General features: G+C 65.8%; 19 protein-coding genes. 11 read left to right on the top strand and 8 right to left on the bottom strand.

What is annotated here, in order from left to right:
* The first annotated feature begins 132 nt into the window (after nucleotides 1-132).
* A complete protein-coding gene (locus tag BRSPCE3_RS21160; RefSeq protein WP_028336549.1) occupies nucleotides 133-831 on the top strand; it encodes a YafY family protein in 699 nt (232 codons plus the stop codon).
* On the top strand, nucleotides 831-1,178 hold the full coding sequence (locus tag BRSPCE3_RS21155) for a YkgJ family cysteine cluster protein (protein ID WP_244068032.1): 348 nt from the start codon (nucleotides 831-833) through the stop codon (nucleotides 1,176-1,178). The genes BRSPCE3_RS21160 and BRSPCE3_RS21155 overlap by 1 nt, the downstream gene beginning before the upstream one ends.
* A 64-nt stretch (nucleotides 1,179-1,242) precedes the next feature.
* Here BRSPCE3_RS21155 and BRSPCE3_RS21150 read toward each other — a convergent pair whose 3' ends face one another.
* Both BRSPCE3_RS21150 and BRSPCE3_RS21145 read right to left on the bottom strand, forming a co-directional pair.
* Nucleotides 1,243-1,650 (bottom strand): hypothetical protein, encoded by a 408-nt coding sequence (locus tag BRSPCE3_RS21150; protein ID WP_244068031.1) that lies wholly within the window; start codon nucleotides 1,648-1,650, stop codon nucleotides 1,243-1,245.
* 169 nt (nucleotides 1,651-1,819) lie between these two features.
* A complete protein-coding gene (locus BRSPCE3_RS21145) occupies nucleotides 1,820-2,173 on the bottom strand; it encodes a DUF3307 domain-containing protein (protein ID WP_244068030.1) in 354 nt (117 codons plus the stop codon).
* Between the two features lie 438 nt (nucleotides 2,174-2,611).
* Here BRSPCE3_RS21145 and BRSPCE3_RS21140 point away from each other — a divergent pair, with 438 nt between their 5' ends.
* Both BRSPCE3_RS21140 and glgX read left to right on the top strand, forming a co-directional pair.
* Nucleotides 2,612-4,024: a TAXI family TRAP transporter solute-binding subunit gene (locus BRSPCE3_RS21140; RefSeq protein WP_244068029.1), complete on the top strand. Its 1,413-nt coding sequence runs from the start codon at nucleotides 2,612-2,614 to the stop codon at nucleotides 4,022-4,024.
* A 405-nt stretch (nucleotides 4,025-4,429) separates the two neighbouring features.
* Nucleotides 4,430-6,544: a glycogen debranching protein GlgX gene (gene glgX / locus BRSPCE3_RS21135; RefSeq protein WP_244068028.1), complete on the top strand. Its 2,115-nt coding sequence runs from the start codon at nucleotides 4,430-4,432 to the stop codon at nucleotides 6,542-6,544.
* A gap of 182 nt (nucleotides 6,545-6,726) precedes the next feature.
* Here the strand turns inward: glgX and BRSPCE3_RS21130 are convergent, their stop codons facing one another.
* The gene (locus BRSPCE3_RS21130) at nucleotides 6,727-7,614 is read right to left on the bottom strand and encodes a LysR family transcriptional regulator (RefSeq protein WP_244068027.1); all 888 of its coding nucleotides are present in this window, start codon (nucleotides 7,612-7,614) and stop codon (nucleotides 6,727-6,729) included.
* A 108-nt stretch (nucleotides 7,615-7,722) separates the two neighbouring features.
* On the opposite strand from BRSPCE3_RS21130, the gene BRSPCE3_RS21125 reads away from it, so the two are divergent.
* The 4 genes from BRSPCE3_RS21125 (at nucleotide 7,723) to BRSPCE3_RS21110 (ending at nucleotide 12,938) form a co-directional block, all read left to right on the top strand.
* Nucleotides 7,723-8,748 carry a DUF1254 domain-containing protein gene (locus BRSPCE3_RS21125; protein WP_244068026.1) on the top strand — a complete coding sequence of 342 codons (1,026 nt, stop codon included), beginning with the start codon at nucleotides 7,723-7,725 and terminating at the stop codon, nucleotides 8,746-8,748.
* 209 nt (nucleotides 8,749-8,957) lie between these two features.
* Nucleotides 8,958-10,823 (top strand): sigma-54-dependent Fis family transcriptional regulator, encoded by a 1,866-nt coding sequence (locus BRSPCE3_RS21120; protein WP_244068025.1) that lies wholly within the window; start codon nucleotides 8,958-8,960, stop codon nucleotides 10,821-10,823.
* Between the two features lie 124 nt (nucleotides 10,824-10,947).
* Nucleotides 10,948-12,531 carry a tetratricopeptide repeat protein gene (locus BRSPCE3_RS21115; RefSeq protein WP_244068024.1) on the top strand — a complete coding sequence of 528 codons (1,584 nt, stop codon included), beginning with the start codon at nucleotides 10,948-10,950 and terminating at the stop codon, nucleotides 12,529-12,531.
* Nucleotides 12,531-12,938, top strand: a complete 408-nt coding sequence (locus BRSPCE3_RS21110) for a hypothetical protein (RefSeq protein WP_244068023.1) — start codon at nucleotides 12,531-12,533, stop codon at nucleotides 12,936-12,938. The genes BRSPCE3_RS21115 and BRSPCE3_RS21110 overlap by 1 nt, the downstream gene beginning before the upstream one ends.
* A gap of 22 nt (nucleotides 12,939-12,960) precedes the next feature.
* Here BRSPCE3_RS21110 and BRSPCE3_RS21105 read toward each other — a convergent pair whose 3' ends face one another.
* From BRSPCE3_RS21105 to BRSPCE3_RS21090, 4 genes are all read right to left on the bottom strand, one after another.
* Nucleotides 12,961-13,716: an SDR family oxidoreductase gene (locus BRSPCE3_RS21105; RefSeq protein WP_244068022.1), complete on the bottom strand. Its 756-nt coding sequence runs from the start codon at nucleotides 13,714-13,716 to the stop codon at nucleotides 12,961-12,963.
* Nucleotides 13,717-13,893: 177 nt separating this feature from the next.
* Nucleotides 13,894-14,448, bottom strand: coding sequence for a flavin reductase family protein (locus BRSPCE3_RS21100; protein WP_244068021.1), 555 nt, complete (start codon nucleotides 14,446-14,448; stop codon nucleotides 13,894-13,896).
* Between the two features lie 79 nt (nucleotides 14,449-14,527).
* Entirely contained in the window at nucleotides 14,528-15,628 is a 1,101-nt protein-coding gene (locus BRSPCE3_RS21095) for an LLM class flavin-dependent oxidoreductase (protein ID WP_244068020.1), read from the bottom strand.
* Nucleotides 15,629-16,022: 394 nt separating this feature from the next.
* The gene (locus BRSPCE3_RS21090) at nucleotides 16,023-18,362 is read right to left on the bottom strand and encodes a mechanosensitive ion channel domain-containing protein (RefSeq protein ID WP_244068019.1); all 2,340 of its coding nucleotides are present in this window, start codon (nucleotides 18,360-18,362) and stop codon (nucleotides 16,023-16,025) included.
* Nucleotides 18,363-18,689: 327 nt separating this feature from the next.
* Between BRSPCE3_RS21090 and BRSPCE3_RS21085 the strand changes: the two genes are divergently transcribed.
* The gene (locus tag BRSPCE3_RS21085) at nucleotides 18,690-20,420 is read left to right on the top strand and encodes an ATP-dependent Clp protease adaptor ClpS (RefSeq protein WP_244068018.1); all 1,731 of its coding nucleotides are present in this window, start codon (nucleotides 18,690-18,692) and stop codon (nucleotides 20,418-20,420) included.
* Nucleotides 20,421-20,427: 7 nt separating this feature from the next.
* Here BRSPCE3_RS21085 and BRSPCE3_RS21080 read toward each other — a convergent pair whose 3' ends face one another.
* Nucleotides 20,428-22,518, bottom strand: coding sequence for a tetratricopeptide repeat protein (locus tag BRSPCE3_RS21080; protein ID WP_244068017.1), 2,091 nt, complete (start codon nucleotides 22,516-22,518; stop codon nucleotides 20,428-20,430).
* Nucleotides 22,519-22,655: 137 nt separating this feature from the next.
* Here BRSPCE3_RS21080 and BRSPCE3_RS21075 point away from each other — a divergent pair, with 137 nt between their 5' ends.
* Entirely contained in the window at nucleotides 22,656-23,120 is a 465-nt protein-coding gene (locus BRSPCE3_RS21075) for an Rrf2 family transcriptional regulator (protein ID WP_244068016.1), read from the top strand.
* The gene (locus BRSPCE3_RS21070) at nucleotides 23,107-23,925 is read left to right on the top strand and encodes a class I SAM-dependent methyltransferase (protein WP_244068015.1); all 819 of its coding nucleotides are present in this window, start codon (nucleotides 23,107-23,109) and stop codon (nucleotides 23,923-23,925) included. The genes BRSPCE3_RS21075 and BRSPCE3_RS21070 overlap by 14 nt, the downstream gene beginning before the upstream one ends.
* Nucleotides 23,926-24,171 lie beyond the last annotated feature (246 nt).

Below are 24,171 nucleotides of genomic sequence, written 5' to 3'. Positions count from 1 at the left end.
GTCAGCAGCAGTGACGGGTGGCAGCGAAAAGGCGACACGCCGAGTGACCAAGCGAGCTGCCGAGACGCTTGCAAGACACTCGTCAAGACGCCCGATAACAGAGCGACCAAGAGAATTGCCGAGAGAACTGCCATGAGACGCGCCGACCGGCTGTTTCAGATCATCCAGGTGCTCCGCCGCACCCGTAAGCCTTTGACCGCGGATGCGATCGCAGCCGAGCTCGAGACCTCGAAGCGGACGATCTATCGCGACATCGCCAGCCTGATCGAGCAGCGGGTGCCGATCCGCGGCGAGGCCGGCATGGGCTACATCCTGGAGAAGGGTTTCGACCTGCCGCCCTTGATGCTGACACCCGACGAGATCGAGGCCTGCGTGCTTGGCGCGCAATGGGTGGTCGGCCACGCCGATCCGGCACTGGCACGCGCGGCCGAGGATTTGATGGCCAAGATCGCCGAGACCGTGCCCGACCGACTCAGGCCGTTCGTGCTGGAGCCGGCGAGCCGCGCCCGTTCCGCCTGGAACCGGGAGCCGGACCGTATCGACATGGTCAGGACCCGCAGCCAGATCCATGAGGGCAAGAAGATCACGCTGAACTATCGCGACGAGCATGGCCGCGACTCCGAGCGCACGATCTGGCCGATCGCGGTCGGCTATCACGAGGCGGTGCGGCTGCTCGCCGCCTGGTGCGAGCTGCGCAAGGATTTCCGCAGCTTCCGCACCGACCGCGTGGTCACGGCGGTCTATCACGACGAAAAATATCCGGAGCGGCGCGACCTGCTCAGGGCGCGCTGGCGGCGCAGCCTGGTGTGGGAAGCGCCGAGGGACACCTGATGGCCGACGATGCGATCAACGCGACGGACGCGAGCGCCGACCAGTCCCCTTGCCAATCCTGCGGCGCCTGCTGCAGCTATTCGGCGAACTGGCCGCGCTTCACCGTCGAGGACGACGCGCAGCTCGATCTGATCCCGCCGCAATTCGTCAACGCGCGACAATCAGGGATGCGCTGCGACGGCGACCGCTGCTCGGCGCTGTCGGGCAAGGTCGGAGAGGCAACGCGCTGCGAGGTCTATGCGGTACGGCCGGAGGTGTGCCGAACCTGCCTGCCCGGCGACGCGGAATGCGCGATGGCGCGGCGCCGGCACGGGCTGCCGCTCATTGCGAGCGCGCAGCCGGATTGAACACGGCCCTTTTATTTGGGCATGATCTCCGCGGAAAACCGGTTTCCACTTTTCCGGATCATCCCTAGGCCGTCACAGTCACCGTCTCGCTGACGTCCTCGTCGTCGAGCTCGTCGTCGACAACAGGCGCGAAGCTCGACAGCGGCTTGGTCGACAGCGTGATCGGCTTGCGGCCGCCATGCGACACGGTCGCAACGCGAGCCGGCTCGCGCGAGAGCGCGTAGAGCGTCGACCCGACGCGGCCGCCGACATTGGCCAGTTCCCACTCGCTGCAGCTCGACGCAATCGCCACCGCGAGTGCATGCAGATGGCTGCGGCGATAGCAGAACAGCGCCAGCCTCGCCCGGACGTCGGGCGCGACATTGGCAACCAGCAGCGAAAGCCCGTTCGGATTGGCGCGGTACATCTGGCCGAGCAGGTCGTCCGCAACTGGGCAGGCATCGTTCTCAAAGGCGTCGCGGCTTGAAAACATTTGCAAATCCCCCTCGATCGGGAAGATGCCGCGCAATCCTCTAACGAAAGGTTAACCACGGCCTCCGGTCGTTCCCGGGGACCCTTGCCCGTTGCACGCGAATCACATCCGCCGCGAAGCGGACGGTGGTCGCTGATTCGAGCTGAGGGACGAGACGCCGGCCGGCCGCTCAGTTGGCGGCCATGTAGATCGACAGCGCAAAGCCCGTGAGGTGGTGCAGCGCCTGGTCGACCCCGATCAGGGTCCAGAACCAGGGATGCCCGGACTCCAGCGTCACGCCGAAATGCGAGGCGCAGATGCCTTTGCAGCGATCGACGATGATGTGGATCACGAAGTCGATGAAGGCGACGTACCAGAACCGCGGCGCCACCACCAGGATCAGCGCCAGCGCGACCGCGAGATGGACCAGGCAGTGCGCGAGCAGCGGCATCGCCCAGCCGGTCTTCTGGTCCTTGCCGATCGCCATCCAGGCGTTCTGCAGCATGAAGTCAGCGATGATGTGCTTGGTGGTGAGAAGCAGCATCCATCCCACCAGGGCACCAACCGACACCGACGATGACATGGAAGGAAACAACAAGCTGACGCCCTTTTACTTCGATGAATGTGATTGAAAGAAATCCGGGTCAGGCCGTCAGCACACGTCCGCAAAACCAAGCGTGTCTCATTTATGACATCTCCGGCGGCGGAATGCACCTGCGGCTGTCTCGAAAATCACATCTGGGTTCGAGCGTCGATAGTGGCGATGGTCATGTGGCATCGCGGCGCAGCTCCCAAGGTCAGGCAACCGGGATTAAGGTTACGGCGGGCAGCCGGTTTGCATTCACCCCGGGGAGGTATATCGTCCGACCGCAGGAAATTTTCTTTCTTTTATAGCCATTTACGGATTCACCGGGCGGCGCCGCGCCGATTGGGTTACAGGCGGCAGGCCGTACCGGACGGGTGACGATCCAGGTGATCAGCCATGACTGCCGAAGCCCCCGCGCCTTCGCCGATGTCGCCGCGGCCGCGCCCACCGGCCGCCAAGCCGGTCGTCAAGAGCAACCGCGCGCAGATCATCGTCTTCACCCTGCTGACGCTGTTCTTGAGCGCCGTCACCGTGGTCGGCGGCCGCCTCTGGCTGCGCAATTCCGAAACGCTGGTGTTCGCGGTCGGCGACGTAAACGGCCCGGAGGCGAAATTCGCCGCCAAGCTCGCGACCGTGCTGAAAGCCAATTCGTCGCGGCTGCGGCTGAAGATCGCTGCGAATCCCGACAACGCCAAGGCGCTGGCGCAGTTCGACCGCCGCGACGCCTCGCTTGCCGTCCTGCGTACCGACGCCAAGGTGCCGCCGCGTGCCCGCGCCATCGCGATCCTGGAGCATGACGTTGTGCTGGTGCTCAGCCCCGGCGGCAAGAAGATCAAGTCGCTGACCGAGCTCAAGAAGAAGAAGATCGCGGTGGTCGGCGACGGCGAGAACAGCGTCAATTTCGTCCGCAGCGCATTGGACATTTCGGACAGCCCGGATGCGGCGCAGCGGGTGCAGCAGGCGCCGCCGAACACGCCGTTCGACAAGCTGTTCGCCTCGGGCTTCGCCGCCGTGGTCGCGATCGAGCATGCCTCGAAGATCATGAAGGACAAGAGCTACGAGCAATATGCCAAGCGCTCCGGCGGCTTCACGCTGAACGCGATCGACGCGGCCAAGGCGCTGGCGCGCAAATATCCGGCAATCTCGGAGGAGACGGTCTCGACCGGCATGCTGTCGTCCTCGCCGGCGATCCCCGACGACGAGGTCGACACCATCGGGCTGCAATGGCTGCTGGCCGCGCAATCCTCGATGTCGACGACGACGGCCGCCGAGCTCGCGCGGATCATCTACGAGAACAAGTCCGAGCTCGCGCTCGACGACGGCTTCGCCAGCAAGATCGAGCCGGCGGCGACCGACAAGGACGCGTTCATCGTCGCCCATCAGGGCGCCGCCGAATACATCAACGACGACACCAAGTCGTTCATGGACCGCTACAGCGACGTGATGTATCTCGCCGCCGCCGCGCTCAGCATCATCGGCTCGATCTTCGTCGCGATCTACACCAAGATCACCCGCATCGCGCCGGAGAAAGCCAGCGAGCTGGCTGGCCGGATCCTCGACATCGGCGAGCGCGTCGAGCACACCACCTGCGCCGAGCACCTCGACGAATTGCAGGACGAGCTCGAGGCGATCCTGCGCGGCGCGGTGATCGGCCTGCGCGACGGCACCGTGTCCGGCGACGGGCTCGACACCTTCAAGCTCGGCTACGAGCTGGTCCGCGACGAGATCGCGCTGCGCCGCGATCATCTCAAGCGCCACCCCGCGGCAGTCGATGAAAATCTCGTGGTGGTGAAGACCGCAAACGGGTGAGGCAAGGCCGATGATTGCGCCGCATATTCAGTGTCGTCCTGGCGAAAGCCAGGACCCATAACCACCGCAGGTGATGATGAACGGGATCGCGGCCCCAACATCGCGCAACCATTCTCATTTGGGGTAATGGGTCCTGGCTTTCGCCAGGACGACGATGTGGATGGTTCGCAAGTCAAGACGTCGCACCACGCACTCTCGCCAGGCGCGCATGCGGTTGATCCAGCCTCTCCTCGTCATTCCGGGTTCTCGCTTCGCGAGCCCCGGAATGACGAAGAGAGACAACGGGGCACGTTCGGCCCTGCCCCGAATGTCACACGAACCACGGCAACTGCCGCTAAAATCGCCAATGCAACGTTTTCGGCGCGGCGGCGTTTGTTGCAGGTTGATCCAAGGCTTGGGGGACCGATGTCCGATTTCGTGATTGAGGAAGGGCTGCCCTATCCGCTGGGCGCCCATTGGAGCGGCCACGGCACCAACTTCGCGGTGTTTTCCGCCAATGCGACCAAGGTCGAGGTCTGCCTGTTCGACGGCGAGCGCGAGACCCATCGCTTCGAACTGCCTGAATATACCGATCAGGTGTTTCACGGCTTCATCAACGGCGTGCAGCCCGGCACGTTCTACGGCTATCGCGTCTACGGCCCCTACCAGCCCGAAGGCGGCCATCGATTCAATCCGAACAAGCTGCTGCTCGATCCCTATGCCCGCGCCCATGCCGGCAGCCTCACATGGAATCCGGCGGTGTTCGGCTACAAGATGGAGAGCGGCGACGATCTCACGTTCGACGAGCGCGACAGCGCGCCGTTCATGCCGAAATGCGTGGTGTGCGATCCCAATTTCGACTGGGCGCAGGAGCCGCAACGGCAGGAAGCTCATTGGGACGAGACCGTCGTCTACGAGACCCACGTCAAGGGCTTTACCAGACAGCACCCTGGCATCGACGAGCATCTGCGCGGCACTTACGCGGGCTTCGGCTCGAATGTGGCCATCGACTATCTGAAGGCGCTCGGCATCACCTCGGTCGAACTGCTGCCGGTGCATTCCTTCATCAACGACAGCAACCTGCTGGAGAAGCACCTCACCAATTACTGGGGCTACAACACGATTGGCTTCTTCGCGCCGGACCCGCGCTATGCCGCCGATGTGCCGAACAGCCTGCGCGAATTCAAGGAGATGGTGGCGCGGCTGCACGGCGTCGGCCTCGAGGTCATTCTCGATGTCGTCTACAACCACACCGCCGAAGGCAATGAGCGCGGCCCGACGCTGTCGTTCAAGGGCATCGACAATGCGAGCTATTACCGGCTGCTGCCCGACAAACGCCGCTACTACATCAACGACACCGGCACCGGCAACACGGTCAACCTGTCGCATCCGCGGGTGATCCAGATGGTGATGGACAGCCTGCGCTACTGGGCCGGCCACATGCATGTCGACGGCTTCCGCTTCGACCTCGGCACCATCCTGGCGCGCGAGGTCTATGGCTTCGATGAGCAGTCCGGCTTCCTGAAGGCGATGAACCAGGACCCGCTGCTCGCGACCGTCAAGCTGATCGCCGAGCCCTGGGACTGCGGTCCCGGCGGCTACCAGGTCGGCGGCTTCCCGCCGGGCTGGGCGGAATGGAACGACAAGTATCGCAACACGGTGCGCGATTTCTGGCGCGGCGAGGCGGCGCCGGGCAGCCTGGCGCCGCGGCTGCTCGGCTCGCACGATGTGTTCAACCGCGAGGGACGCCGCACCTGGGCCAGCGTCAACTTCATCACCGCCCATGACGGCTTCACGCTGAACGACTGGGCGAGCTACAACAACAAGCACAACGAGGCCAACGGCGAAAACAACAACGACGGCTCGTCGGACAACCATTCCTGGAATTGCGGCGCCGAGGGCCCGACCGACAACCCCGAGATCCGAACCTTGCGCGAACGCCAGAAGCGCAACATGCTGGCGACGCTGTTGGCCTCGCAGGGCACACCGATGCTGCTCGGCGGCGACGAGTTCGGCCGCACCCAGCGAGGCAATAACAATGCCTATTGCCAGGACAACGACATCTCCTGGTTCGACTGGAATTTCTCCGACGATGCCGAGAAGCTGCTCGCTTTCACCAAACGGATGATCAAGCTCAGGCGCGACTATCCGATCCTGCGCCGCAGCCGCTTCCTCAGTGGCGATCGCGATCCGCAGCTTACGATCCGCGACGTGGTCTGGATCAGCGCCTCAGGCGTGGAGATGACGCAGGCCGACTGGACCACCGGCTGGATCAAATGCTTCGGCGTCGTGCTCGACGGCCGCGCCCGCAAGACCGCAATTGCGCGCGAGGGCGAGGACGACACCGTACTGGTCATCCTCAACAGCTATGAGGGCGAGGTGGATTTCAAGCTGCCGGCAACGACCGCAGGGCCACTGTGGTCGCTGCTCGTGGATACCAACGCGGCGGAGGAACCGGCGGGCGCGCAGTTTGCGTTCGGCAGCACGTACAAGGCGGCCGGACGTTCGTTTGTGGTGCTCACGGCCGGTGAGGTGAAGTAGGTCCGTAGGGCGGACCGGCGAAGCATATCGACGGGGCGCAGTTCCCTCTGTCGTCATTCCGGGGCGTGCGAAGCACGAGCCCGGAATCCATTGGGCCGCACATTCCGCGGATGAATGGATTCTGGGCTCGACGCTATCGCGTCGCCCCGGAATGACGAGGAGAGAGTACGCCCCCCCTCCATTCACACCGTGCAGGCCTGAACGATGTTCGGCAGATAGCCCTGGCAGAAATCCAGGTAGGTTCGCACGATGGTCGATTGGTGACGGTGCGGCGGATAAAGCAGGTTGAGCGACCACTCCGGCAACGGGTGCTGCGGCAGCAACTGCACCAGGCGTTTCTCGCGGATCGCTGCGGCCGCGAGGAACGGCGGCAGCTCGGTGACCACGTCGCCGCGGAGCGCGCGAATGCAGAGGTGGTGGTAGTCGTTGGTGGACAACACCGCCCTCGGCTCGACAACATGGCCGCCCAGCTGCCAACGCACCTGGCTATCGATCCGCGACGCCCACACCCCGCATGGCAAACGATCAAGCGCGTCCGGATGCTTCGGCATGCCGACGCGCCTGAGCAACCGCGGGCTGGCGACCAGAACATTGCGAAACGACAGCACGCGGCGCGCCACCATCGCCTCGTGAACGATGGCGCCGACCCGAAGCGCGACATCGATCCCGTCCTCGAGCAGGTCGACGCGACGCTCGGTCGAATAGAGGTGAATCTGGATGTCCGGATAGCGCTGCTGGAACGCCCCCAGCAGGTCCCACCACGGCTCGAACGTCTGCGGCAACGATAGCCGCAGACGCCCCTTCAACTGCATCTGGTCGTTGACGATGGCCTGCTCGGCCTCCAGCAGCTGCTCGATACCCTGACCGGCGCGCTCGTACAGCCGCGCGCCGGCGTCGGTGAGTTTCGCGCCGCGCGCCGAGCGCGCCAGCAGCTGCACCTTGAGCTGCCGTTCGAGGTCCCGGATCCGGCGGCTCAGTGTCGGCAGCGGTATGTCGAGGCGGGCGGCGGCCGCCGAAAGGCTGCCGGCCTGCACAACCGCGACGAACATCCTGACCGCGTTGAGATCCATCGAACAAGCCTACCATATCTGGAAGGCTCGTTGCCATTCATCGGCATATATTTTCATATTTGGCTGGATTAGCTCTCGGCGATGAGCGATCTCACCCCCGGAGAGCCAATGAAAACGAGCATCCTCGCGGCCTTGTCATTCGCGTTGGCGAGTTCGACCGCATCTGCGCAATCGCCCTTGCCGGCCAAACCCGTTACCGTCGAGAATTACAATCGCGCCCAGACCGACGTCTACTTCGCCGGCGTGGTCAAAGGCGGCGGCTTCGGAAAATTCCGTCATGGCCGCGAGCTTGCACCCCCGGTGCAATCGGGCATCGTCCGCCCCAACCGCGACACGCTGTACTCGTTCGCGATCTTCGATCTCGATGCCGGACCGGTGACGATCACGCTGCCAGGCGGCGCCAGGCGCTTCATGGCGATGCAGATCGTCAATGAGGATCAATACACCACGGCTGTCTATTACGGCGCGGGCAGTCATACCCTGACGCGCGAGGCGATCGGCACGCGCTATGCCATTGCGGTGGTCCGTTTCCTGGTCGATTTTTCGAACGCCAACGAGATCGGGGAGGTTCACGCCTTGCAGGACGCGATCGCATCGAAGCAGGAACGCCCCGGCGCATTCGAGATTCCGAACTGGGACGAAGCCAGCCTCGGCAAAGTGAAGGCAGCACTGCTGCAGCTTGGCACCACGGTCTCCGATACGCGGCGCATGTTCGGCGCCGATGCGCATCAGGTCGATCCGGTGAAGCACCTGATCGGCAGCGCCATGCTGTGGGGCGGCAATCCCGAAAAGGACGCGCTGTACCTGCCGATCACGCCGACGCGCAACGACGGCACCACGGTCCATACGCTGACGGTGAAGGACGTTCCGGTCGACGGCTTCTGGTCGCTCACGGTCTACAACAGTGAGGGCTATCTGCAGCCGAACCCGACCAACAGCTACGCGGTGAACAGCGTGACTGCCAGGGCGGCCGCCGATGGCGCGGTCACCATCCAGTTCGGCGGCTGCGACGGCAAGGTCCAGAACTGCCTGCCGATCACACCGGGGTGGAATTACACGGTACGGCTGTTTCAGCCGCGGCCCGACGTACTCGATGGCAACTGGAAATTTCCCGAGGCGCGGCCTGCGGATTGAGCCCGTCGTCGACATCGCTGCGTAGGGCGGATTAGCCGAAGGCGTAATCCGCCATCCCGCGTGCTGGCTTACGGCGGATCACGCTTCGCCAATCCGCCCCACGCACCTCTGCCTCCCTCCAAGGTCCCCTCCCCGCGACCCCGTCGGCCAATTGACATTCGGCCATGGGCTGCCAGACTTCGCAGAAAATGAGGGGTGGAGACCTCTGGATGGCCAATCTTTCGGCCTCAAATCACGTCGCCCGTGTCCTATCGGCGGCCAATCAGGTGGCCGGCGTCGACACCGAGGCGCGGATTGCGGCGTCCTGGCGGCGCTGCGTGGTCAATCACAACCTCGATCCGGCCCGGCGCGGGCCGCCGCAAACCCTGACCGAGGCCGAGGTCCGGCACATCGCCGAGCCGATGGAGGATCTGATCCAGGTCGCGATCCCGGAACTCGAGGACCTTGCCCGCGTGCTCCACGACGCCGGCTATTGCGTCAACCTCGCCGATCCCAACGCCACCATGCTGGTGAGCCGGCTGCCCGGAGGCGACTACGCGCGGATGTTCCTGGAGTGGAAGATCTACACCGGCTCGAACTTCGCGGAGACGTTTGAAGGCACCAACGGGCTCGGCACCGCACTCGCCGAGCAGCGGCCGATCATCGTGCATGGCGACGAGCATTTCCGCGAGCAGTGGCACATGTTCACCTGCGCGGTGTCGCCGCTGTTCGACCATGCCGGGCGGCTGGCCGGCGCCGTCAACATCTCCTCCTGCCGCAGCGATCTCGGCCGCAGCGCGCATGAACTGGCGCTCGCCGTCACCACGGAGGCGACGCGGCGGATCGAACAGTCGTTCTTCCGCCGGCGCTACCGCGCCTCCTGGATCGCGACCTTGCCCGGCGACGGGCACGGCATGCTGGCCTATGACGATGACCGCCGCGTGGTCGGCGCCTGCCGCACCGCGCGCGGCGTCTTCGGCTTGACGGATGCGATGATCGACGACGGCATCGACCTCTCGCATCTGATTCAGCTCGACGATCGCACGGCGCGGGCCGCGGACGAACCGGTCACGCTGCGCCGCGCCGACGGCACGCCATGGGGCCGCGGCCGCGTAGCGCCGCCGGTGCGCGCGCGTTCGACGCGCCCTCTGCCGGCGCCGCCGCGCGAAGCGCCGGCCGGACAATTTTCCGGCCTGCACCGGCTCGCAGGGCGCGATCCCGTGCTGATCAAGGGCGTGAAGCGGCTGATGACGGTCGGCAATCTCGATCTGCCGATCCTGCTGCGTGGCGAGACCGGCGCCGGCAAGGACGTGTTCGCGCGCGCCATCCACGCCGCAAGCAACCGCGCCGGCCGCAACTATGTCGCGCTGAACTGCGCGGCGATGCCGGAGAGCCTGATCGACGCCGAGCTGTTCGGCTACGAGGCCGGCGCCTTCACCGGCGCGCGGCGCGAGGGATCGAAGGGGCTGATCGTGCAGGCCTCCGGCGGCACGCTGTTCCTCGACGAGATCGGCGACATGCCGCTGGCGCTGCAGACAAGGCTGCTGCGCGTGCTGGAAAATCGCGAGGTCTGGCCGCTCGGCGCGCTGAAACCTGTACCCGTCGATATCCGCCTGATCAGCGCCACCCACCGCGACCTGGCGCGGATGGCCGAGGACGGCGGCTTCCGCTCGGATCTGTATTACCGGCTGCGCGGCATGGAGATCCGCCTGCCGGCGTTGCGCGAACGCGCGGACCGCAGGGACGTCATCGCACAGATCGCCGACGAGGAAGCGCCGCATTGCCGCATCTCAACTGAAGCCTGGGCGCAGCTGATGGCCTATCCGTTCCCCGGCAACATGCGCCAGCTCCGCCACGTGCTGCGGCTCGCCGGCGCCACCGCCGAGGACGGCGTCATCACCGAAGCCGATCTCGACCTGCCGCCGCCCGGCGGGCGCCCCGCTGCGGCCGATCATGCGGCAAGCGAGCGCGACGCGATCATCGCGACATTGCGCGCCAATGGCGGCCGGGTGAACGACGCGGCGAAAGCACTCAAGCTCAGCCGCGCGACATTGTACCGGAAGATCAAGGCGTTGGAGATCGAGCTCGACGGCTAGACGAAATATTTCGTTTCGAACGGCATCGTTCGGACATGAATGCTCCGGAAGAGGCAGTCTTGTTCCGGCCGGGCGGGAAAGGTGCTATCCTACGCCTTTCATTCAACGCCACGGAGCGGGTCCCATGACACGGTTTCCCCTCGCTGTGGTCGTTGGCCTCATTGCCGCGACCATTTCGCAGCCTGCTGCCTCGGATTCGACTGAACAACGATTGGGCAAAGTGCATTTCGCGACGTCCTGCAAGCCCGCGGCGCAGGAGCTGTTCGATCGCGCCATGCTGTATCAGCATTCGTTCTGGTACAGCGCGTCGCGACGCACATTCGAGGAGGTGCTCGAGGCCGATCCGCAATGCGCCATCGCCTATTGGGGGATCGCGCTCAGCTACCTCTACAACCCGCACGGGCCGCCGCCGCCGGAGAACCTTCCGCTCGGCCTTGAGGCCGCCAAGAAGGGCCAGGCGCTGGGTGCGCAGACACCGCGGGAGCGCGAATACATCGATGCGATCGCCGCGATGTATGTCGACTACGACAAGGTCGATCACCGCACCCGTGTGCAGCGATTCCTTGCCGCCGAAGAGCAGGTCGCGACGCACTATGCCGACGACGACGAGGCGCAGATCGCCTACGCGATCACGCTCAACGTCGCGGCGTCCCCGGCCGACAAGACCTATGCCAATCAGCTGAAGGGCGCGGCGCTGCTCGAACCGATCTTCAAGCGCCAGCCCGAGCACCCCGGCATCGCCCACTATCTGATCCATCTCTACGACTATCCGGCGCTCGCGGAGAAGGGCCTCCCCGCCGCGATGCGCTATGCCAAGATCGCGGAGCGCGCGCCGCATGCCCAGCACATGCCGTCGCACATCTTCACGCGCGTCGGCTACTGGAAGGAGTCGATCGCCTCGAACAAGGAATCCGCGCGCATCGCCAAGGAAGACGGCGAGCAGCAGGATCAGGCCCACGCGATGGACTACCTGGTCTATGCCTATCTCCAGCTGGGCCAGGACAAGGAGGCGCGCGCGGTGGTCGACGAGCTCGGCAAGATCGAGTTCAAGCAGGATCGGTTCGCCGGCCCTTACGCGGTGGCGGCAAGCCAGGCCCGCTATGTTTTCGAGCGTGGCGACTGGAAAGGCGCGGCCATGCTTGAAGTGCGTCCGACCAAGTACGCCTATGCGGACGCCATCACCTATTTCGCGCGGGCAGTCGGCGCCGCGCGTTCCGGTGACCCGGCGGCCGCCAAGGCCGATATCGGCAAGCTCGCCGAGTTGCGCGACAAGTTGAAGGACGCCAAGGACGCCTACTGGTCCAACATCGTCGACATCCAGCGGCAGATCGCGAGCGCCTGGGTGCTGTACGCCGAAGCCAAATACGACGATGCGCTCGGCGCGATGAACGCCGCCGCAGAGGCGGAAGACAAGACCGAGAAGCATCCCGTCACCCCGGGGCCGCTGGCGCCGGCGCGCGAGCTCTACGCCGCGATGCTGCTTGATCGCGGCAAGGCTGCCGACGCGCTCGCCGCCTACGAGGCCGTGCTCAAGAAGGAGCCCAACCGGCTGGCGGCCTATCTCGGGATGATCAAGAGCGCCAAGGCGTCCGGCGACCAGACTAAGGCCCGGGAGTGCGCTGATCAGATTGCCCGGCTCACCGCGGATGCGGATTTGTCGCGGCCGGAGTTGATCGAATTGCGCCAGACCACCGGAAGCAAGCCGTGATGCCGCGGACGACAGCATGGCGCAACGGCGGTGCGACGCTGCTCGGCGCCGTTGCGCTGTCGCTTTGTCAGGTGCCGTCGCTCGGCGCGATGGAGATCCTCGGCCAGGCCGGTGTGCTCGGTGAATGGGAGCTGACCGGACATCTCACCGAAAGCGGACCCGGCACGCCCCGGCAATTCTCCGGGCCGCTGAAGATGAAGCACGTGGGAATCTGCACCCAGGATGGGCCGGACGAGCGCGCCGGCGAGATCAAGCTGCAGATCACCGGTGCGGATTCGCAGGTCACGGCCGAGTTGGTGCTGGACGGCGCGCCCTGCACCTACAGCGCCCGCAAGACGCACAATTACGAGGGCACGCTGTCCTGCGAGGGCCGCGCGCCCGTGCCGCTGCTGGTGTGGCTCAAATAGACCTTGCCGTCAGGCTTTCCGGTCAGGCTGCGGACCGCGAGCGGCGCAGCCATTCGTTCAGATCGATGCGGCCGATGCGTGCCTCACCCAATGGCACCAGCGAGTGCTCCTCGACCCGGCCGCCCCAGTAGAGCGCGTCAGGATCCTTCACCACCTGTCGCGGGTCGCCCTTTGCCTTCAGGTAGCGGGCCACGATCTCGTTGAACGGCGCGCGGTCGGGACCTGCGATCTCGACGATGCCGTCGCGCGGCGGCTGCAGTGCGATGTCGGCAACAAGGGCCGACACATCCTCAGCAGCGATCGGCTGGAACAGGCCGGGCGAGAGCCTGACCGTGTTTCCAACTGCGCCGGCATCGGCGATGGCTCCGACGAACTCCATGAACTGCGTCGCGCGGACAATGGTGTAGGGAATGCCGGCCCCCTCGATCAGCTTCTCCTGGGCGACCTTGGCACGGAAGTAGCCGTTCTCGGGCGTGCGGTCGGTCCCGACGATCGAGAGCGCGACATGGTGCTTGACGCCGGCCGGCTTCTCCGCCGCGAGAAGGTTGCGGCCGGAGGTCTCGAAGAATTCCATCACCGCCTTGTTCTCGAACGACGGCGAGTTGGCGAGATCGATCACCACGGCCGCGCCGGCCAGCGCATCCTTCAATCCCTCGCCCGTGACGGTGTTGACGCCATTCTTGGGCGAGGCGGCGACGACGTCGTGGCCACCTTGCCGCAGGATGGCAACGGTCCTGGAGCCGATCAGTCCGGTGCCGCCGATCACAACGATCCTCATGGTTGGGTCTCCCTTGTCGATGACTGGAGGTCTCGAGATGCGCTTGGGGTCCCAAACGGCCGACGGAAAGCGCAGCGGCACTTATAGCATGCCGCTCGCACGCACGGCGCGCGCGTCAAATTGATCGGGATGGGTCAGCGAAGCTGATTGACTATGGAAGACGTGCCGCCAGCCGCTTTACGAAAACTCGTTCCAGCTCACGCGCCGCGCGTCGACGTCGCCGAGCGTGATCGGATCGTGGATGTTGCGCACGCTCTGGAAGCCGGAACGCAGATAGATCAGCGGATCGACCGTGGTCGCGGCGCGGACATGCTGGACCTCGCCGATGAAGATCGAATGGGTCTTGGTCTCGAGCTCCTGGCTCAGCACGCAGTCGAACGCCGCCACCGCATCCTCCAGCACCGGGGCGCCGGTGGCGCCCGTGGTCCAGCGCCCAAACGCAAACCGGTCGTCGCCGTTGACGCCCTTCTGGCCGGAGAAGGTCAGCGCCAGCAGCGCATGGTCCTCGTTCAGGAAGTTGATGACGAAATGGCGCTCGGCGCGGATGCGCTCATGCGCGCTGGCATTACGGTTAACGCAGACCAGCACCGAAGGCGGGTTGTCCGACAGCGAGCAGGCCGAGGTCACGGTCAGGCCGGTGCGCTGTCCCGGCTCGCGGCCGACCGTCACCAGCGCCACCGCGCCGGCGCAATGCCGCATCGCTTGCTTGAAACTCTGTGCGTCGACGCTCATGCCGCAAAACCTCATAGAAAAGCTCCATCTAAGATATGCGACGCGGGGTACGAGGCAAGCCCCGCACCCCGCGCAGCTGTCATGCGGCCTTCTCGAACTCGGCGCCGAGATGCTTCAGCCGCGGCATCACCTCCTGCTTCAGGAGCCGCAGGGAGTTGTGCCAGGCCTCCGGCTTGTGCTTGTAGTCGAAGCCGAACACGCACAGCACGCCGAAGCCGCCGACCTCCCGGTAGATCTTCTCGATCTTCTCGGTGACGGTCGCCGGCGAGCCGACGATCCAATTCCGGCGCGCGCAATATTCGACGGTAACGTCGCTGTCCGGCACATCGGGCGCGTGCTTCAGGTAGTCCTTGAAGCCGAAATGGCCGAGCAGCGGCAGGAAGTACTCGCCCATCATCCGGCCCATCATGTCGCCGGTCGAGAGCTTCCACGCCTCCTCGTCGGTATCAGCCACGAACACCTCGCGCACCAGCCGCCAGTCCTTGCGACTCGGCTTGCGGCCGGTCTTGGCGGCACCAGCTTCCACCGACTCCCAGTGGCTGCCGACATAGGCCGGGTTGAGGTTGAGGCTCATCGGAATGAAGCCGCGCTCGCCGGCGAGCTTCAGCGTGTCGGAATTCTTCGACAGGCCGGCGACGCCGATCGGCGGATGCGGCGCTTGCTGCGGCTTGATGTGGGGTTTCAGGAAATCGAACATCGTGTCCGGCTTGGTCACCGTCCAGAACTTGCCCTTGTGGGTCCACGGCGCCGGCTCGGTCCACATCTTCAGGATGATCTCGAGCGCCTCGCGGGTCATGTCGCGGTTCTGTCCCGACATGCCGTCGACGTTGAACATCGCCCAGTCGCTCGGCAGGCCGGAGGCGGCGACGCCGAAATTCAACCGACCGTTCGAAAGATGATCGAGCATCGCGACGCGATTGGCGAGCTCGGCGGGGTGATGATACGGCAGCAGGAAGCCGCCGGGCCCGATGCGCAGATTCTTGGTCTGCAGCAGCGCCTGCGCGACCAGCAGATCGGGCGACGGATGCGGCTCCCAGGGTGCGGTATGATGCTCGCCGATCCAGGCTTCCTGATAGCCGAGCTCGTCGAGCCAGCGCAGCGTCTGTAGGTCCCAGTCGTGCCCCTCCTTCAATCCGCACTCCGGCGGGTGCGAGGGCATTGTGAAGTAGCCAAGCTCCATGTGCGTTTCCTTCCTTCGCGTTTGGGTTCAGTCATGCAATGCGTCTTGCCGCGCATTCGCGCGACAGTCAGCAAGCGCTGTGCCAGCGAGGAAATCGCAGGGAATGCGCGGGATCGGCAGGATTTCGGCCGGGCCGCGGCCGATCGCCGGGCATAGGAAGGCTAACGGCGTCTCACGGTCGCAAGACATGTCGCAACCGTGAGACGCGGCGATAAGCATTCAGCCAGTTTACTCCCTCTCCCCGTTCTTACGGGGAGAGGGTTGGGGTGAGGGGCTGCCTCCGCACAAACGACGATAGCTGTGCTCGTGGAGGCTCCCCCTCACCCGGAACGCATCTCACGATGCGTTCCGACCTCTCCCCGCACGCGGGGAGAGGGAAGCGGAGCCTGCCTCATCAGCCCGCCGCGCGGCGCGGCAGCGCGCTGGTATCAGGCTCCGAGGGCGGCGGAAGCTGCATCAGGATGGTCTGGCCCATCGAAGCGATCTCGATGCCTTCCTCCTGGAAGCGGCGCTTCATGCGGCGGTTGAATTCGCGCTGCACCGACCAGCGGCCGCTATCGGTGCAGCGGATCTGGCCGACGATGGTCACGACCGAGCCGTCGACCTTGTCGACGCCCCACAATTCGAGGTCGCCTCGAATGAATGCGCGATACGCCGTCTCCTGGCGCATCCCTGCAACGATGTCCTTCAGCACCTCGCCGGCGCGGTCGGTGTCCTCCTTGTAGGACACGTTGACGCTGACCGCGGCGTTGCCCGCACCGCGGCTGGAGTTGGTGATCGTGGTCACGGCGCTGAACGGCACGACATGCACCGAGCCGTCGCCGGCGCGCAGCCGCATGGTGCGGATCGAGACGTTCTCGACCACGCCCGACAGGCCCGACACCGTGACGGTGTCGCCGACCTGCACCGTGTTCTCGATCAGGAGGAACAGCCCGGTGATCAGGTCCTGCACCAGCTTCTGCGAGCCGAAGCCGATCGCGATGCCGACGATGCCGGCGCCGGCGAGCAGCGGCGCGACGTTGACGCCGATCTCGCTCAGCGCGGTGAGCCCGACCACCGCGACGATCATGCAGAACAGCGCAGTGCGCAGCATCGGTTGGAAGGTGCGCAGCCGCGCGGCGCGGGCGTAATGCCCGTCGCGCGAGAGCGTGTCGATCTGCCGGTCCATCAGCGCATTGGCAACTTCCCAGATCACCGCCGCGGCGAGCGCGGCAATGCCGATCGTCACCAGCGCCGAGATCAGGCGCGAGCCGATCTGGCCGCCATAGAACCAGACGATGGCATCGACGCCCCAGACCTCGAGCAGCGCGACGAAGCCGATCAGGGCGATCACCGCGGTGACCACCTTGCGCAGCAGCGGCAGATAGCGGTTGGCGCGGGTCTCGAGCCCCGGGAAGCGCTCGATCAGCTCGGGGCTGATGCGGAAGCCGCGGTCGATCAGGCTCAGCACCACCATGATGACGAGCCGCGTGACCAGCAGTACCGCAACGGTGCCGACGAAATATTGCAGCAGCAGCGAATAGCCGTTGCGGATGTTGAGCGCCCACACCGCCCACAGCGCGAGGTCGAGCGCGATCGCCAGCACATGCCAAAGGCTGGCGAGGCGGTTGCGGACCCGCGCCGCGAACCCGATGCGATCGGCCGGCGCGCGGATGACGTCGGCGACCTGCCGGCGGCACTGCAGGATGATGACGACGATGAAGAGGTGCACCACCAGCATCACCAGCCGGATCAGCGCGGCATAGCCCGCGCGATGCAGCCCGAGCAGCAGCGCGACATTGGCAAAGGCGATGCCGGACACGCCGACGGCGACGATGCGCCGCGCCCAGATCTCGATATAGGCCGCAGTCTCGGCCCGGACGCGGACCAGGCCGAACGGGCCGGCCAGCGCCCGCACCGCGCAGATCAGCACGCGCGAGAACACATAGGCGTTGACGACGGCGAGGATCACGAGCCGCGTGGTCGACTGGTCGCCGATCTCGGTGCCGAGCAGCGCGGTGGCTGTGCCGCCGAACACGACGACCGGCAGCAATTCGAGCAGCAGGCGGCCGAGCACGAAGGGCAGCCGGACCAGCGACTGCCAGGCCCGCGCCAGGCTGAGCCGGCGGCGATGCAGGTCGGCCTCCGGCGTGACGTCGGCAACCGACGACGGCGGATCGGCGCTGGCGAGCGTCTGCACCGGCACGCGCGCGGTCTGCGGCAGCCGCGCTTCGAGGAATGCGACCGGCCGCTTGATGAAGCGGAACACCACCCATTCAGCTGATAGCGCGCAGCCGAACACCAGCGCCAGCTTCCAGGCGATGTCGATCAGGAGGCCATAGGCGGCCGGATCGTTGGCGGTACGCACGAACCAGTAATAGAACGCCGGGAAATGCGTCAGCGTGCGCGCGACGTCGGCGACCTCGCGCGACATCTCGCCGACCTGTTCCGATACCATCAGCAGCAGCTGCGCGCCGAGGCTGTCCGCGCTGAGCGGGATCGCCGACTGCGGCTGCTCGGGCGCCGGCTGCGCCGCCTGCGGCGAAGCATTGGCGATCGCGCGCAGCGTATTGATGATCTCGCCGCGCTTCTTGTCGTCCTGCAGCGTGTCGAGTGCGCGCTTGGCCTGCTCCGGCGTCAGCGCGTCGCCGGTCACGGGTTGCGGCGGCGCCGGCTTGGCGGCCGGCTGCGCCAGCGCAGGAGAGACGAACAGGGTGATGATGAGGAGAAGCGCAAGGCGAATTTTGTGCGACACGAGGGCCTCTTATTAAAATAATTGCGCGACGGCAGATCCCCGGGGAGGACTCTGCACTCGCGCTCGCGCCATGTCGGATCGCCCCTTTTCGCCTTGATGATGTGTCGGAAGTTTGCCGCTGCGGCGACCATCTCTTGGCATTTGCCGCAGCACGAACGTCACAGGTGTTGAGCCGCGTTTACCGCATGCAGTGCATTCCCGACTGGACCGGCCGAGCGGCTCACCACACGTCAGGGATGAGGCGGCGGAATCTTTCGCTTGACGCAGATCGGCGGCCATGTTGTTCTTATTTTGTTCTTTTGGTTCCAATTGCGTTCCGAGGTGATCATGCACGACGTTTTTGCCGAGAACGGCCCGGTCAAGCTCTTCATTCATGATGACGACAGGACGCCGTTGGAATTCATGCGGAACCTGTTACGCACGGTATTCGGCAAATCCCGGAAAGAAGCGATTGCCATCACCGCGCGGATCGAGGCTCAGAACGGTTTCGCCTGCGGCCCCTATCCCGCGACGGTGGCCAAGGCGCTGCTTGAGTCCGCCCAGCAACTGATCGATGGCAATGGCCATCCATTGCTGATCACGCCGGCAGCCGCCGAAGCGGCGCGGCCGTGCGACCTCTGTGGCGCGCTGGAACCCGTGACCGACGTCTTTCTCATCCGCAGGACGGTCTGCCTGTGCGGCAACTGCTTGATCGCCGCGCGGGCGAGCTCGGAAAATCTGCCGAGTGAAGAGTTCAGATATGCCTTCATGGCGCTCGATTGGCATTTTGCCGGGACGCCGCGCAACCAGATCATGACCCGGTCGCGGCAGTTTCCTGGTCACATGCGTGCAGACGTCCAGATCGCGATCGACAGATTGTTCGACGCGCCGATCCATTTCTTCGGCCTTCATGAGCAACACCGCTATGAGACCCTCACGATAGCCGCGCTGATGGAAAACAGCCGCAATGCGCCGGCGATCGCGCCGCCGCAATATTACGATATCGACGTGGGCGAGCCCGAGTCGGTGAAATGCCTGACCAATGGATTGTGGCTGTGCCAAACCGAAGAGCTGCGCTACGCGGTGCTGCTCAGCTACCATCGCGACTATCAGGGCGAGCCGGGCTTGCGGATCGAACTCGCGGTGCCCGCAGGCGCCGCCGGAAACAGCCTGGTGCAGCGGACGTTTGCCGAGCTGGAAGCGGCCGTGCATGCGGCACGGTCCTATCGCGGCAAGATCCTGTCGCTGGAAGATGCCGCGGACTATCGCGGGCGCGCCCGCGGCGTGACCGTGCATCGGCTGCCGACGGTTGCCCGTGATGACGTGATCCTGCCGGAACGGACGCTGCGGCTGCTCGACCGCAACGTGCTCGACTTCGTCGAAAGCCGCGATCTGCTGCGCAAGCTCGGCCAGTCGACCCGCAAGGGCATCCTGCTCTACGGCCCGCCCGGCACCGGCAAGACCCACACCATTCGCTACCTCGCCACCAACCTGCCAAACCACACCACGCTGATCATCACCGCCGAGCAGGTCGGCCTGCTCGGCGCATATATGAGCCTGGCGCGGCTGCTACAGCCGGCGATGGTCGTGATCGAGGACGTCGACCTGATCGCACGCGACCGCGAGGACATGGGCGGACCGTGTGAGGAATCGCTGCTCAACAAGCTGCTCAACGAAATGGACGGCCTGAAGGAGGATTGCGATATCCTGTTCGTGCTGACCACCAACCGGCCCGAGGAGCTGGAAGGCGCGCTGGCCGGCCGGCCCGGCCGCATCGACCAGGCGATCGAGGTGCCGCTGCCCGACGAGAGCGGCCGCGGCAAGCTGATCCGGCTCTATGGCCGTGGCCTGCCGCTCGAGCCGCCGGTCATCGATGCAGCGGTGCAACGCACCGCAGGCGTCAGCGCCGCCTTCATCAAGGAGCTGATGCGCCGCATCGCGCAGGCCAGTATCGCCCGCGGAGGCGGCCAGGATGTCACCGCCGAGGACATCGACGGCGCGCTCAACGAGATGCTGTTCGACGGCGGCCGGCTCAACGTGAAGCTGCTCGGCGGCGCGCAGGGAATGAGCGTGGGATGATACCGGGTCAGTGCGCAAAAGACGCCGGCAGCAGCAACTCCCGCTCCCCTCGCGCGAGCCGTGCAAGCTCGTCCGACATCCGCGCCAGCACGGCTTCCCAGGCCTGCGGCCTGTCCTGGCGGAACAGCCGCATGGTCGGATACCAAAGCGTGTCGGCACGATCGCGCAGCCAGCGCCAGTCGAGCGCATAGGGACACAGCATCCAGACCGGACGGCCGAGCGCGCCGGCGAGATGCGCCACCGCGGTGTCGACGGCGATGACGAGATCGAGCGCGCAGACCGCCGCCGCGGTGTCGGCGAAATCGCCGAGCGTCGGCGCGAGGTCGACGATATCGGCACCAAGGCCCCGCAGCACCGGAGCATCGTCCGGCCGCGGCTCTTTCTGCAGGCTGTAGAGCTGCACGCCTGAAGTGACCAGCCGCGGCAGCACGGCGTCCGCCGGCAACGAACGCTGGCGGTCGCCCTTGTGCCTGGGATTGCCGGACCAGACCACGCCGACCTTCAGCGCGGACACGCCACCGAGCGCCTCGCGCCAGCGCGCGAGCTTGACGGCATCCGCCTGCAGATAGGACACCGCGGCGGGAATGGTCTCGACGGTGGTGCGGAAGATCCGCGGCAGGCTGAGCAGCGGCAGTTGCAGGTCGAACGGCGGCAGCGGCTCGCCGCGGGCAAACACCGCGACGCCGGGCAGCATCGGCCGCAGCAGCGAAACCAGTGCCGGCTGCACCTGCAGAATGATCCGGCCGCCGCTGCCCGCCAGCATCGGCACGTAGCGGACGAAATTGATGGCATCGCCGAGCCCGTATTCGGCGAACAGCAGCAGCGTGCGTCCCGCCAGCGGCTCGCCCTGCCATTCCGGCTCGTCGAACACGGGATCGCCATCGCTGAGCATCTTGGTCTTGCGGCGCCACTGATATTCTTCAAAGCCCTCTTCGAACTCGCCGTTCATCAGGAGGAAATGCGCGTGGTTGTAATGCGCGAGCGGCTGCTCGGGATCGAGCGCGATGGCCCGGCGCGAGGCCACCAGCGCGGCATCGATCTCGCCGGCATTGCGCAACGCGACCGCAAGATTGGCGTGGCCCTTGGCGTAATTGGGTTCGAGCTCGATGGCACGCCGATGCGCGGCGACCGCCGCCTCGACCAGGTTCTGCGCCTCGAAGATGATCCCGAGATTGGTGTGCGCGGCGGCATAGTCCGGCTTCAGCACCAGGGCGAGCTCGGCACAGGCGATGGCATCGTCGACCTGCCCGAGTTCGAACAGGGCGGCGCCGAGATTGTTGAGGATGACGTGGTCGGACGGATCGCGGGCCGAGACCTGCCGATAGATGCGGACGGCCTCCTCGCGATCGCCCGCCTCATGCAGCACCATGGCGAGCAGGCGCTGCGGCGCGATGTTGCCAGGGTCGAGCGCGATCGCGCGGCGATACTGCAGGATTGCGTCCTCGAGCAAGCCTTGGCGATAGAGCGCGGCGCCGAGGCCCGCATGCAGTCCGGGATTGTCGGGATCGGCGGCAAGCCCGCGGCGATAGGCCGTGGCGGCGGCTTCGTGCCGCTTCTGATCGCTCAACACATTGCCAAGGTTGAGCCAGACGCCGCGATAGGCCGGATCGCGCGCGATCACCTCGCGATAGGCCTGCTCCGCCTCGGCCGGCCGCTGCTGTCCGGCCATGGCAACGGCAAGGTTGAACCGCGCCCGCGTCAGGCCGCCATCGAGCGCGATCGCGCGGCGAAACGCGGTCTCGGCCTCGTCGAACCGCGACAGGTCGCACAACGCGACGCCGAGCTTGATGTGCAGGCCGGCATCCTTCGGCCGCAGCGTCACGCCGCGCTGGAACGCCGCCACCGCGCCTTCATGCTCGCCCTTCACGGCCAGCGCATCCCCGAGCGTGGCGAACGCCGGCCCATGGTGCGGATCGAGGCTGAACACCCGGTTCAGCAGCACCGCGCCTTCCGCGGCGCGATCGGTCACGAAGGCGATGACGGCGGACAGATGCAGCGCCGGAACATGGTCGGGCTCGGCGGTGAGGATGTCGCCGCACAGCGTGCCGGCCTCCATCGCGCGGCCCGCACCATAATGCGCCACCGCATCCAGCAACATCCGATCAACTGCCGCACTGCCCACGATACCGCCCCCGCCAAAGACCCCGATGGGGATTAAACGCGCGACGACGCCAAATCCGGCACGCAAATAATGCCCTCTTGACGCACAGCCAATCATGTAACATATGAAGTTACATGATACGTGATAGCCGCTTATCCGGTGTCCTGCACGGCCTGCTTCACATGATCGGAGCGGGCGAGCCGGTCACGTCGGAGCAACTTGCGCAGGCGATGGCCACCAATCCTGTGGTCGTCCGCCGCGTGATGGCGGGCCTGCGCGAACAAGGCCTGGTCCGTTCCGAGAAGGGTCATGGCGGCGGCTGGACGCTGGCACGCGATCCGACCGACATCACGCTTGCCGACATCTATCGCGCGGTCGGCGCGCCCACCATCGTCGCGATGGGCCATCGCTCGGAAAACCCCGGCTGCCTGGTCGAACAGGCAGTCAACGACGCGCTGTCAGGCGCGTTTCGCGAGGTCGAGGCGCTCTTCATGAAGCGGCTCGGCGCGGTGACGCTCGACGCGCTCGCGAAGGATTTCAGGCGCCGGCTCGCCAAGCACAAACAGAGCCTCGAGGACCAGATTCATGCCGTCAAGTGAGCAGGCGAACCCGCTTCCGTTCAACGATCCCGCGCATTGGGACAAGATGGTCGCGACCTACGAGGCGCAGTCGCAACCGTTCACGACGCACTTCGCCGAGGCCGCGGTCGCGATGCTCCCGATCGGCCCATCGTCGAAGGTGCTCGACGTCGCCACCGGGACCGGGGCCGCGGCGCTTGCCGTCGCGCGCAGGGGTGCCGACGTCACCGCGATCGACTTCTCCGCCGGCATGGTGGCGCGGGTCCGCGCGCATGAAGTAGCGAATATCGAGGCGCGCCAGATGGACGGCCAGGCGCTCGATTTGCCGGATGCCGCCTTCGATGCGGCGGTGTCGGTGTTCGGCGTGATGCTGTTTCCGGACTGGCGCGCCGGGCTGCGCGAGATGGCGCGGGTGACACGGTCCGGCGGCTCGGCGGCGATCGCGGTCTGGAAAAGCGCCGATGGTGCCGCCGTGCATCTGCTGCTCGCACAGATCATCCGGCGGCTCTATCCCGACAATGTCACGCCGATGCCCTGCACGGGCCTCGCCGAACTCGCCGATCCCGGCCGCCTCGCAGTCGCGGTCGTCGCCGCCGGCTTCGCCGATCCTGTCGTCGTCGAGGTCACCCACGACTTCAAGCTCAACGTCGCCAACCCCACCGAGGTCGACCGGCTGTTCGAGTTCATGCCGCATTGGAGCGGTCTCGATGCCGAGCAGAGCGCCGCAGTGGCGCGCGCGTTCCGGAGCGAGATCGAACGGGGGCGGATAGGTGACACCTTCACGATTCCCTCGACTGCGCTGATCGCGACGGCGCTGCGGCCGTAGCCGCCGCTGTCTCGCAGCGCGTGGCGACTGAAGCCGATGCGACATGCGAGCGGGTGCGTTATCAATTACCCATCCTGCGTGCGCTGAATGGGAATGATCGGTCGCGCGCGGCCATACCGCGCGCTAACGGCTTCTCAAATCGTGCAATGACGTAGCGGCGCAGCAACGCCGCGTTACAAAAGCCGATGCGCGCAGAGATTCCGCGGCGTGCCGCGCGAGCCGCGTATTACAACGAACCCGTATTTT

Source organism: Bradyrhizobium sp. Ce-3, from assembly GCF_022835695.1.
Lineage (GTDB): Bacteria > Pseudomonadota > Alphaproteobacteria > Rhizobiales > Xanthobacteraceae > Bradyrhizobium.
This window is presented reverse-complemented; position numbering and strand designations above follow the sequence as displayed.